The 11,044-nt window shown below is 72.7% G+C and carries 9 protein-coding genes; 3 read left to right on the forward strand and 6 right to left on the reverse strand.

Annotation, left to right across the window (positions count from 1 at the left end; genetic code table 11):
• Positions 1 to 297: 297 nt before the first annotated feature.
• The gene (locus tag JS521_RS27955) at positions 298 to 516 is read right to left on the reverse strand and encodes a hypothetical protein (protein WP_205085741.1); all 219 of its coding nucleotides are present in this window, start codon (positions 514 to 516) and stop codon (positions 298 to 300) included.
• A gap of 149 nt (positions 517 to 665) precedes the next feature.
• Positions 666 to 2,243: an amidohydrolase gene (locus JS521_RS27960; protein WP_205085742.1), complete on the reverse strand. Its 1,578-nt coding sequence runs from the start codon at positions 2,241 to 2,243 to the stop codon at positions 666 to 668.
• 213 nt (positions 2,244 to 2,456) lie between these two features.
• On the opposite strand from JS521_RS27960, the gene JS521_RS27965 reads away from it, so the two are divergent.
• The 3 genes from JS521_RS27965 to JS521_RS27975 all read left to right on the forward strand — a co-directional run bounded on the left by JS521_RS27965 (position 2,457) and on the right by JS521_RS27975 (position 4,707).
• Positions 2,457 to 3,401, forward strand: a complete 945-nt coding sequence (locus JS521_RS27965) for a methionyl-tRNA formyltransferase (protein WP_205085743.1) — start codon at positions 2,457 to 2,459, stop codon at positions 3,399 to 3,401.
• The gene (gene ddaH / locus JS521_RS27970) at positions 3,382 to 4,233 is read left to right on the forward strand and encodes a dimethylargininase (protein ID WP_356564700.1); all 852 of its coding nucleotides are present in this window, start codon (positions 3,382 to 3,384) and stop codon (positions 4,231 to 4,233) included. The genes JS521_RS27965 and ddaH overlap by 20 nt, the downstream gene beginning before the upstream one ends.
• A 69-nt stretch (positions 4,234 to 4,302) precedes the next feature.
• Positions 4,303 to 4,707 (forward strand): hypothetical protein, encoded by a 405-nt coding sequence (locus JS521_RS27975; protein WP_205085745.1) that lies wholly within the window; start codon positions 4,303 to 4,305, stop codon positions 4,705 to 4,707.
• A 3-nt stretch (positions 4,708 to 4,710) separates the two neighbouring features.
• Here the strand turns inward: JS521_RS27975 and JS521_RS27980 are convergent, their stop codons facing one another.
• The 4 genes from JS521_RS27980 to JS521_RS27995 form a co-directional block, all read right to left on the reverse strand.
• A complete protein-coding gene (locus tag JS521_RS27980) occupies positions 4,711 to 5,997 on the reverse strand; it encodes an MFS transporter (protein ID WP_205085746.1) in 1,287 nt (428 codons plus the stop codon).
• A 234-nt stretch (positions 5,998 to 6,231) separates the two neighbouring features.
• Positions 6,232 to 8,658, reverse strand: coding sequence for a BTAD domain-containing putative transcriptional regulator (locus JS521_RS27985; protein WP_205085747.1), 2,427 nt, complete (start codon positions 8,656 to 8,658; stop codon positions 6,232 to 6,234).
• A gap of 117 nt (positions 8,659 to 8,775) precedes the next feature.
• The gene (locus tag JS521_RS27990) at positions 8,776 to 9,990 is read right to left on the reverse strand and encodes an MFS transporter (RefSeq protein WP_205085748.1); all 1,215 of its coding nucleotides are present in this window, start codon (positions 9,988 to 9,990) and stop codon (positions 8,776 to 8,778) included.
• Positions 9,987 to 10,946 carry an EamA family transporter gene (locus JS521_RS27995; protein WP_205085749.1) on the reverse strand — a complete coding sequence of 320 codons (960 nt, stop codon included), beginning with the start codon at positions 10,944 to 10,946 and terminating at the stop codon, positions 9,987 to 9,989. Before JS521_RS27995 ends, JS521_RS27990 begins: the two co-directional genes overlap by 4 nt.
• Positions 10,947 to 11,044: the final 98 nt, after the last annotated feature.

Here is an 11,044-nt window from a genome sequence, read left to right on the forward strand (position 1 = left end):
CCTCCCCCCGCCGTCGGGTCTGCGGGGGGCCCGGGGGGGGGGGGGGGGGGGGGGGGGGGGGCCGCCCCGCCCCCCCCCCGGGCCCCGGCCGGTTCGGGGCCGGGGGACACAGGACGCCACTCGGGTGGCGTTTCTCCCCAACCTACGGGCCGATGTCCACATTCACCCTAAATAACACGAAAAGGGCGACGTATTGTTCTGCCACCCGCCGACGGGAGGGTACGGACGAGTCGATCGGTGCCCCTCAAGGAGCCTTCGCATGAAAGGAGTTGAGGGCCTCGGCGCGCGGAGGTGCCGTCAGCGCCCCGGGCGGCGTTCGGCGTTGCGCTCGGCGGCGGCGTGCCACCAGCGGGGAGGGGAGGGACCGGTGATCACGGCGGTGCGCTGATCGGGGTGCAGGCCCAGGGCGTGCAGCGCGTCGGCGTCGACCCGGACGGTGTACCAGCCGCGCCGGCGCCCGTCCGGGCCGATGCCGCAGGCGAGGTCGAAGCGGATCAGCTCCCCCGGGAACGGCATCCAGTCGATGCCGCGGTCACGCAGTCAAGCGCGGAGGGCCGCCGGGGGCCGCGGGCCGCCCGGCAGGTTCTCGTACGACACGAGGGTCACCCACTCGGTGACCGTCCCGCTCCCCCTCTTCTCCGTACCCATGGCGTCGAGGGTAGCCGTCACCCCTCGGCGCGGGCGTCCCGGCCGTCCACGAAGGTCCGGACGATCTCGATGTCCCCGATCCGGGAGGGGTCCACGCGGTGCGGGTCGTCGCCCAGCACCACCAGGTCGGCGCGCATTCCCGGCGCGAGGGCGCCCGCCGTGTCCTCCCAGCGGCAGGCGTGGGCGCCGGCGACCGTGTAGGCCCGCAGCGCCTCGTCGACGGTGACGGCCTCGTCCGGGCCGACGAGGCGGCCCGAGGAGGAGGCGCGTTCGACCATGAACTGGATCGCGCGCAGGGGTGCCCCGTCCGTGACGGGGCGGTCGGAGCTTCCGACGAGGGTGACCCCGTGGTCCAGGAATCCCCGGCCCCGGTACATCCAGCCGGCCCGCTCCTCCCCCATCACGGTCGCGTAGTCGTCGCCGAAGGAGTGGAGGAAGGTGGGCTGGACCACCGCGCTCACGCCGAGCTCGGCGAAGCGGGGCAGCTGGTCGGGCCGGATCAGCCCGGCGTGCTCGATGCGGTGGCGCGCGTCCGGGCGGGGCCGCAGCTTCTGGGCCCGCTCCAGGGCGTCCAGGGCGAGGTCGGCGGCGCGGTCGCCGATGGCGTGGACGGCGAGCTGCCAGCCGGCGAGGTGACCGTCGACGATGAGGGCGGCGAGGTGTTCCGGGTCCTCCTGGAAGCGGCCGACGTTGTCGGTCGTGCCCTCGTACGGGGAGGTGAGCGCCGCCGTACGGGCCATCATCCCGCCGTCGGTGTAGATCTTGAGCGCGCCGAGCGACAGCAGGTCGTCGCCGAATCCGGTGCGCAGGCCGAGGTCCAGGGCCTGGGTGAACCCGTCGTCGGCGTGCGTCGCGCGCGGGCGCAGCGTGTCGCCGGAGGCCATGAGCTGAACCCGCAGGGGCAGTCGGCCGCGGTCCCGGAGCAGTTGGTAGGCGCCCAGTTCGACGGGGCTGTGACCGAGGAGTCCGCCGCCGATGCCCGCCTCCGCGCAGGCGGTGATCCCCTCGTCGAGGCAGGTGCGAGCGGCGAGCTCGATCGCGTCGGCCAGTTCTTCCTGGGAGTACGGCAGCCGCAGCCGGCGGGCGGCGGTCATGGCGCTCTCGGCGAGGAAGCCGTCCTCGTGCGGGGTTCCGTCCGGCAGCAGGTCCAGTACGGCGGTGTTGACGACGCAGGCGTGCCCGGAGTCGTGCATGAGGAAGACCTTGCGGCCGTGGCTGACCCGGTCCAGTTCGGCGGCGGTCAGATGCCGGCCCAAGGCGCGCTGGTCGTATCCGGCGACGTCCACCCAGGCACCGGGCGGAGCGGGCCGCAGGGCCGCGGCGTCCACGACGGCTAGGATGTCCTCCACCCGCTCGCACGGGGCGACGCTCGGCGTACGGGCCTTCAACCCGGCCCAGGCCAGGTGGACATGGCTGTCGATGAAGCCGGGCAGCACGGTCGCCCCGCCCAGGTCGACCACCTCGCGGGCGGGCAGGGAGGTCACGGCTTCGTCGACGCCGACGATCCGGCCGCGCCAGATGCCCAGGTCATGGGCGACGGGGTGGCGGGGGTCCATCGTGAGGAAGCGCGCGTTCGTCAGCCTCGTACAGAGCATGGGAGATCCCTCCCCGTCGCGTTCGGACCCACGGCACGCGGCCGGAGAGCTGGCCGGGCCAAGCTAACCCGCATACCCCTTCCTGTCGACGTCAGGGTGTGTTTCCAGCCGTCATCCGCTGTCAACCTCCCCGTGAATCATGGGCCGTTGTGCCTTTAGGTAAGCCTTGCTTTACTGAAACGCCGGTCATCGCTCTTCCAAGGAGGCACCTTCATGCGGGTCGTCATGTTCGGTTACCAGACCTGGGGCCATCGCACCCTGCAAGCCCTGCTGGACTCCGAGCACGATGTCGTGACCGTGGTGACCCATCCCAAGAGCGAGCACGCCTACGAGAAGATCTGGAGCGACTCGGTCGCCGATCTCGCGGAGAAGCACGGCGTCCCCGTGATCATCCGGAACCGGCCGGACGACGAACTCCTGGACCAGCTGCGGGAAGTGGCCCCGGACATCATCGTGGCCAACAACTGGCGGACGTGGATGCCGCCGGAGATCTACAACCTGCCGGTCCACGGCACGCTCAACATCCACGACTCGCTGCTGCCCGCCTACGCGGGCTTCTCGCCGCTGATCTGGGCGCTCATCAACGGCGAGCCGGAGGTCGGCGTCACGGCCCACATGATGGACGAGGAGCTGGACGCCGGTGACATCGTCGTCCAGCGGGCGGTGCCCGTGGGACCGACGGACACCACGACCGACCTCTTCCACCGTACGGTCGATCTGATCGCGCCGGTCACCGTCGAGGCCCTCGGCCTCATCGCCTCCGGGCAGACCGAGTTCACCCCGCAGGACCGGTCGAAGGCCAGCTTCTTCCACAAGCGCGCCGAGGAAGACATCCGCATCGACTGGAACTGGCCGGCCGAGGACCTGGAGCGCCTGGTCCGCGCCCAGTCGGCCCCGTACCCGGCCGCCTTCACGTACCACCGGGGGCAGCGGATCGAGGTCGTCTCCGCCGTCGTGTCCGAGGGCCGCTACGGCGGCACCCCGGGCCGCGTCTTCTACCGCGAGGGCGACGGCGTCGTGATCGTCGCCGCCCCCCACGCCCGCACCGGCCGCAACCACGGCCTGGCGATCACCCGCGTACGGACCGAAGACGGCCGCGAACTGCCCGCGACCGAGCACTTCACCTCGATGGGCGGCTATCTCACCGGCCGCCCCTGACGATCGGGACCTACCCCATATGCGTACCGCACGTGTCCAGCACTACCTCATGTGCCGGCCCACCTACTTCGACGTGGTCTACTCCATCAACCCGTGGATGGACCCGAAGAAGCCCGTCGACACTCCGCTGGCCATCGCCCAGTGGGAGCGGCTGCGCGAGGTCTACCTGAACCTCGGGCACACCGTCGACACGATCGACCCCGTCCCCGGTCTCCCCGACATGGTCTTCGCCGCCAACGGCGCCACGGTCGTCGACGGGCGGGCCCTCGTTGCCCGGTTCCGCGACGCCGAGCGCATCGCGGAGGGGCCCGCCTACCACGACTGGCTGCGCGACAACGGCTATCCGGATCTGCGCACGGCCGCCCACGTCAACGAGGGAGAGGGCGACTATCTCCTGGCCGGCGACTGGCTGCTGGCGGGCACCGGGTTCCGCAGCGACCCCCGCTCGCACGACGAGGCGCAGGAGTTCTTCGGGCGTCCGGTGATCGGGCTGACCCTCGTCGACCCCGACTACTACCACCTGGACACCGCTCTGACGGTGCTCGACGAGAAGACGGTCGCCTACTATCCGGCGGCCTTCTCCCCCGGCAGCCGGGCGGTGCTGGAGCGGCTCTTCCCGGACGCCCTCCTCGCCACCGCCGCCGACGCCGAGGTGTTCGGGCTGAACGCGACGTCGGACGGGTACAACGTCGTCCTGCCGCAGAACGCGACGGAGCTGGCCGCGCAGTTGCGTGAGCGCGGGTTCAACCCGATCGGCGTGGACCTCTCGGAGCTCCTCAAGGCGGGCGGCAGCGTGAAGTGCTGCACCTTGGAGTTGCGCCGGGACGCCTGACGCACGAACGGACGGCCTCCCCGCGGAAATTCCGTGGGGAGGCCGTCGGCGCGCCGTTAGCGTGGGCGCATGACCACCGAGCTGAGGACTTTCCCGCCCCGCCCCCTGCGCGACATCACGTCCACGTACGTCCGGCAGGGCGGCTGCCCGTCCTACTTCGCCCAGGGGGTGGCGGACTTCGAACCCTGGGAGCAGGGCGTCGAGTTCGAGGTGGCCGGGACGAGCACGGTGCCGGGATGGCCGGCCGGGTGGGTGTCCGAACTGCACGAGGCGTTCGGCTCCGGCGTCCGTGAGGAACTGGCGGCTCTGGACCCGGGGACGACGGTGGCCGTCGTGGTGGTCCTGCGGTCCATCAAGGTGCACGAGGTGGACTCCAACGCCCTGGCGTTCCGCCACGCGGGGCGGCTCGCCGTACGCAACGCGCTGGTCGAGGCGTACGGTCCGCCGCCGCGTCCCCGGAGAGACCGGACCTGATGCTCAGCGGCGGTCCGGCACCCGGCGCAGGGTGCGAATCGGGCGGGCGGCCAGCAGGGCCGTGGCGGTGAGGAAGGAGACGACGACACCGATCAGGAGCACCCGGTCGGTGCCGAACGCTCCCACGGCGGGGCCCGCCAGCGCACTGCCGATCGGGTACATGCCGACCGAGCCCGCGACCTCGTAGGCGTGGATGCGGTTCAGCATCTCGCCCGGCACCTGGGTCTGCACGCTGGTGGCCCACATGACGCCCCAGACGCCGATCCCGGCCCCGACCGCGACCTGGGCCACAACGAGCACCCAGACCGGCAGGCCGAGCACGATGCCCAGCGGGTAGAGGGGGTACGCCAGCATCGCCACCGCCCCCGCCGCCAAAGGCCGTTGGGGCTTGTAGCGGATCGCCAGCAGGCCGCCGATCACCGTTCCGGCGCCCAGGGCTGCGTTGATCAGGCCGAAGGACCGCGCGCCGTGTTCGGGCACGATCACGCCGGCGGCAACCGACAGCTGCGGCCCCCAGGAGAGCACCGCGTAGAACATCCAGATCACGATCACGCCCCAGAGCCAGCTGCGGGCGCGGAACTCCCTCCAGCCGACCGCCAGATCGCTCCACAGGCTCTCGCCGGGCGGCGGGGCGGGCACCGTGCCGAGCCGGAGCACGTACAGGCAGACCGCGCTGGCCCCATAGGCGACGGCGGAGATCACCATCACCCAGCCGGTGGATCCGAACCCGACGAGGACGCCCGCCAGCGCGGGGCCGCCGAGTCCGGTGATCGCCTCGGAGGTCCGCAGCACCCCGTTGGCGCCCTGCACGTCCCGGGAAACCAGCGGAACGGTCGATGAAGCGCCCGGCTGGAACAGCGCGTTCGCCGTCCCGGCCACCACCAGCAGCGCGTACAGCTGCCAGAGGTGGTCGATGCCGTGGAGGAAGAGGAGGGCGAGCAGGATGTGGGCGGTGAGGTTGGCCAGATCCGCGACGATCATCATCCGGCGGGCGGTGAACCGGTCGGCGAGCACCCCGCCGAACAGCACCAGGCCCGCGAACGGGGCGACCAGGAAGGCCATCGCATAACCCGCGGCACCCAGTCCGTATCCGTCGATCAGCAGCCCCGCGGCGACGGCGACCGGCAGCATGGCCCAGCTGAGCAGGCCGGCGCTGCGGGCGACGAAGTAATACCGGAAGTTACGGGACCAGATGGCGGGTTCGCCCGGCGACGGCGGCGGCCCGCCTGAGCCGTCCCGTGCGGGCGGGGGCGCGACCGCCGTGGCGTGCTCTGCCGGGCGTTCTTCCATGGTCGTTCGATCCTTCGGTCGGTCGTGCCGGTTCATGCGCAGCTCCCGTGGCTCGGCACGGGGAGAAGAGGCTGCGGTGGGGGCAACCGTACGGCTGGGGCCTGTTGGGGCACGTGCAGCCGGACCAGAGGAGACGGAGGCGCCCGGGAGGCCGATCCCCGTCGAGGTAAGGGGAGTTGACCTGCGCTTCTGCCGGACCTCGCCGGGCTAGGCGCGAGAACCGGCAGAACCGGCTTAACTGCCCGAGCAGTTGTCGGGACCGGTGCCGCGCCGGACGGGCCCCCGAGCCGGGGAGAGGAGGAGGCGGCGCCGGGCGGTGTGCGCCTCGTCCGCGCCGATCAGCTCGCGGGCGTAGGAGCGCAGCAGGACGTCCAGCGCGAACCGGCCCGCCTTCTCACGCACCAGATGGGCGTCCGCCAGGCGGGCCAGGAGGGCGGCCGACGCGGCGGGGGTCGAGCCCGCGAGCGCGGCGGCGGCGTCCACGGTGAGTTCGGGGCCCGGCAGTTGGCCGAGGAGCCGGAACATCCGCCGGGCTTCGTCCGGGAGCGTGCGGTAGGACAGCTCGAAGGCGGACCGTACGGTGGAGCGCCCGTCCCCTTCGATACGCAGCCGGCCGAGGATGTCGTCACCCGCCAGCTCGGCGCAGTGATGGGCGATACTCGTGTCGCGGGCCACCAGATTGGCTCCGGCGATCCTGATCGCCAGCGGCAGGCCGCCGCAGAGCTCCACGAGCCTGCGGGCGGCCTCCTCCTCGGCCGCGACGTTGCACGCGCCGACGATGCTGCCCAGCAGCCGGCAGCCCTCGTCCGGGTCGAGCACGTCCAGCGCGATCCGGCGGGCGCCGTCGGCCGAGACCAGTCCGGCGAGCCGGCTGCGGCTGGTGATGACGACCGCGCAGCCCGGGGCGCCGGGGATGAGCGGCCTGACCTGCTCGGCGTCGCGCGCGTTGTCCAGCACGATCAGGACGCGTCTGTCGGCGAGCAGCGTCCGATAGAGGGCCGCGGCCTCGTCGTCGTTCCCGGGGTTCTCGGGGTTCCCGGGGTTCGCTGAGTTCTCGGGCAGTGCGTGGGGCGGGGCGCCGAGGGCCCGGAGGAACTGCGCGAGGACGTCGGCGGGGCGCAGGGCCGGAAGCCGGGAGTGGCCGCGCAGGTCGACGAACAACTGCCCGTCCGCGAAGTGTTCGCGCCGGGCATGCGCCCAATGCGTGGCCAGGGCGGTCTTGCCGACCCCGGGTGCGCCGACCACCACCGCCAGGTGCGGGCGGCGTGCCGGGTCGGTCGCGACGAGGGTGTCCAGGACCCGCGCCTGCGGTCGTCGGCCGACATGCATGCGGGCCCCGGCGGGCAGTTGGGCCGGGGGCGGGCCGGCGACCGCCGTACCGTGGGCCGGTGTGGGGTGAGCCGGTGTGCGGTGGGTTCCGGCGGGGAGAGCGGGCTCGGGGTGGGCCGACTCTCGCCGGATCTCCGTGCCGGGGGCCGGTGTGCCGGGGACCGGTCTGTGGTCGGCCGGTGCGTGGTGGGCCGGTGCGCTCTGCGTCGGTGCGCTTCGGATCGGTGCGCTCCTGGCCGGTGCGCCCCGGGTCGCCGTGCGGTGGTCGGGGCGGCGTGCGCCGGGCAGTTGCCTGCGCAGCACCCGCAGGTGGGCCTCGCGGATCTCCGCGCCGGGCTCGATGCCCAACTCCTCGTCGAGCCGCACGCGCAGACGGGTGAACACCTGGAGCGCGGCGGCCTGTTCCCCACTGTCGGCGAGGCCGAGAATCAGCCGGGCGTGCAGCCCCTCGTGCAGTGGCTCGGCGTTCACCAGGTCCGCCAGCACCTGGACGGCCTCCCCGGAGCGGCCGAGCAGCAGCGCCGTGTCGGCGTGCAGCAGCGCGGCCCGCACTCGCCGCTCTTCCGCCGCCACCGCCGCCGGGTGCCGGCGCAGCACCGGGTCCGCGTCCGCGAGCACCGGGCCCCGCCAGCACCGCAGGGCCTCCGTCAGCGACGCGTACCGGGTCTCCGGGTCCGGCGTACGGTGCAACCGCTCCGCCCGGGCCAGCAGTTCGTCGAAGTGGCCGAGGTCGATCTGGTTCCGGGGCGCCTCCAGCCGGTATCCGGTGGGCGTCCGGGCGACGGTCGGCTGCGGGGCCCCCCGCGGGCCGCACGGTGCGAGCAGCCGGCGGGCCTGGCTGACGTAGGTGTGGATCAGGCTGAGGTGGGAGTGGGGCGGCCCGGACGGCCAGAGGATGTCGGTGATCTCCTGCTGGGTGGCGGGCTCGGGGTGTCTGAGGGCGAGCAGCCCGAGCAGTCGGCGCAGCATCGGGCCGGTGACCGGGACGGGGGTCCGGCCGCGCCGGAGGGCGAGCGGGCCGAGGATCAGCAGGCGCGGCCGGCCGGTGTCCCCGGGCGGCCCGGTGCGGGCGGCGGTGAGCAGGTCCGCAAGCTCGTCGCCGCTCAGTCCCAGCGGTTCGGCCAGGCCGCGCAGGGTGCCCGCCCTGGGCCGATGGGCCCGGCCCCGCTCGATGTCGCGCAGGGCCCTGGTGCTGATCCCGGCCCGTGACGCGGCCGCTTCCTGGCTCAGCCCGGCGCGTCGGCGGAACGCCTGGATCCGTGGGCCGAGCGGGCCCTGCCCCTCCGGCGGACCACCGCGCGGCTCCACAGTGGCCGGCGTCGTGTCCGACATGGCATCCCCCCTGGTCCGCCCCCTGGCCATTTTGGACCCGCCCCATGCGCGGATCAAGGGAGAGACCGCCGGCTCCCGCCCGCCCGCTGCCGGCGAGGACGGCCGGTCACGGCGAGGTCAGCTCGCCCGCACGGTCGCGCGGCCGCCGGTGGCGGCGCCGACGATCACGGCGAGAGCGACCAGGACGATGCCGAAGGGGACGACGCTCGTGACACCGGCATGGTCGGCGAACAGGCCTCCGACGAGAGCTCCGAGAGCGATACAGGTGTTGTACGCCATGGTGTTGAGCGACATCGCCGCCTCGAAGGCCTCGGGGGCCGCCGAGAGGGTCAGGTTGATCTGACCGATCTGCACGACACCGAAGGCGAGGCCCCACAGGGCCATGGCGGCGATCACGCCGATGTCGTTCGCGCCGGCGGACAGCAGCGCGACGAGGGCGGCGATCATGATCAGGCCGCCCACGACGAAGCTGCCCCGCGCACTCCGTTCGACCGTCCGGCCTCCGATGACGTTGCCGGCCGCGCCGCCGATGCCGAACACGATGAGGACCACGGTGATGAAGCCGACCGTGGCGGACGCGCCTTCTTCCAAGTACGGCCGGACGAACGTGTACGCGCCGAAGTGTCCGAGGACGAAGAGCACGACCATGATCAGAACCATGCGCAGCGGTACGTTCCTGAGCGGCAGGCCGAACACCTCGCGCACCGTGACCGCGTTGGACGACGGCAGCGACGGGACCGTGCCGGCGACCGCGAGGAGCACCGCCGCGCTGAGGGCGGACCAGATCAGGAAGGTGGTCCGCCAGTCGCCGGCGCTTTCCAGCAGGGTGCCGAGTGGGATGCCGACGACGGTGGCGATCGAGATGCCGGACATCACGACGGCGGCGGCCCGGTTGGCGTGCTTCGCCGGGACGATGCGCATGGCCATGCTGACGCCGATGGCCCAGAAGACGCCGCTGGCGAGGCCCATGACGAGGCGGGTGCCCAGGATCAGCGGATAGTTCGGGGCGATCGAGGTGATCAGATTGCCGACCGCCAGGACGACGAGGAGTGCGGTCAGCAGCCGGCGCCGGTCGACGCGCCGGCTCCAGGCCACGATGAACGGCACGCCGAGACCGGCGGCGACGCCCTGCGCGGTGACCATGAGGCCGACCGCACCCACGGAGACCCCGAGGCTCTCGCCGATCGGGGTGAGCAGGCCGATCGGCATCAGTTCGGTCGTGAGGAAGACGAACAGGCTGGCGGTGATGGTGGCCACGCCCAGCCAGCCCCGGGCGGGGGACACCGGTTCCCGGGAGGTGGCAGGCGGGTTCGGCTCTTCCGAGACGGTCATGTCGTGTCTCCGGCAGTGGTCGGGTGCGGTTCGCGAAGGTCGCGCCGCGCCGGTCCTGGCGCGGCGGTCATGGCGTCGGCCGGTGCGGGGCCGCGGGCCGGGGGTGGGCGCTGGCCGAGGACGACCGCAACGAGAATGACGGCCATGCCGACGAGTTGGAGGGCGGACAGCCTCTCGTCCTTGACGAAGTAGCCCAGCAGGGTCGCCACGACGGGGCTGCCCAGGCCGAGGAACGAGACCGCGACGGCGGGCAGGCGTTCGATGCCCCGGAACCAGACGATGTAGCTCAGGACCGCGCCCAGGGTGATGAGATGGGCGAACCCGATGACGTTGGATCCGGTGAGACCGTCGGGCAGGTCTTCCAGCGTCAGCCAGAACGGCAGCAGGACCAGCCCGCCCGCCGTGAGCTGCCACCCGGTGAACGTGAGCAGGCCGACCCCCGCCGGCCGGCCCCACCGCTTGGTCAGCGTGATGCCCAGGGCCATGCACAGCGCACCGCCGACCGCGGCGAGGACACCGAAGGTGTCGAGCGACGCCGTGCCCCGGAGGACGAGCAGTGCCACTCCCCCGGCGCCCATCGCGCAGGCCAGGGCGTGGCGGGCTGCGATCCGGTCGCCGAGGAACATCGCCGCGAGGATCACGACGAACATGGGCTGGGCCGACATGATCATGGCGGCGATGCCGCCCGGCAGCCGGTAGGCCGCGAGGAAGAGCAGGAAGTTGAAGGCGCCGATGTTCAGGACGCCCAGGACCGGCGCGCGCCACCACCAGACGCCGGTGGGAAGCTTCCGGCCGAGGGCCAGCAGCACCAGCCCACCGGGCAGGGCCCGCAGGGTGGTCGCCAGGAGGGGCCGGTCCGGTGGCAGCAGCTCGGTGGTCACCAGGTAGGTGCTGCCCCAGACCGCCGGTGCGAGACCGGTCAGGGCCGCGGTGCGTATGTGCTGTCTGCTCGTCATCTCGCCTCGGAATTCAGGGAGGGGATCGGGAGGGGCCTGGGGAAGCGCTGGGGATGCGATCACGGGGGGGGCGGCTTCGTTATCTGGCGCGCCACAGG

Source organism: Streptomyces durocortorensis, assembly GCF_016901035.1.
Lineage (GTDB): Bacteria > Actinomycetota > Actinomycetes > Streptomycetales > Streptomycetaceae > Streptomyces > Streptomyces durocortorensis.

Excerpts from the sequence above, each read along its gene's own strand:
- JS521_RS27955 (WP_205085741.1), bottom strand. The coding sequence starts at position 516 with ATGCCGTTCCCGGGGGAGCTGATCCGCTTCGACCTCGCCTGCGGCATC.
- JS521_RS27960 (WP_205085742.1), bottom strand. The coding sequence starts at position 2,243 with ATGCTCTGTACGAGGCTGACGAACGCGCGCTTCCTCACGATGGACCCC.
- JS521_RS27965 (WP_205085743.1), top strand. The coding sequence starts at position 2,457 with ATGCGGGTCGTCATGTTCGGTTACCAGACCTGGGGCCATCGCACCCTG.
- JS521_RS27975 (WP_205085745.1), top strand. The coding sequence starts at position 4,303 with ATGACCACCGAGCTGAGGACTTTCCCGCCCCGCCCCCTGCGCGACATC.
- JS521_RS27980 (WP_205085746.1), bottom strand. The coding sequence starts at position 5,997 with ATGGAAGAACGCCCGGCAGAGCACGCCACGGCGGTCGCGCCCCCGCCC.
- JS521_RS27985 (WP_205085747.1), bottom strand. The coding sequence starts at position 8,658 with ATGTCGGACACGACGCCGGCCACTGTGGAGCCGCGCGGTGGTCCGCCG.
- JS521_RS27990 (WP_205085748.1), bottom strand. The coding sequence starts at position 9,990 with ATGACCGTCTCGGAAGAGCCGAACCCGCCTGCCACCTCCCGGGAACCG.
- JS521_RS27995 (WP_205085749.1), bottom strand. The coding sequence starts at position 10,946 with ATGACGAGCAGACAGCACATACGCACCGCGGCCCTGACCGGTCTCGCA.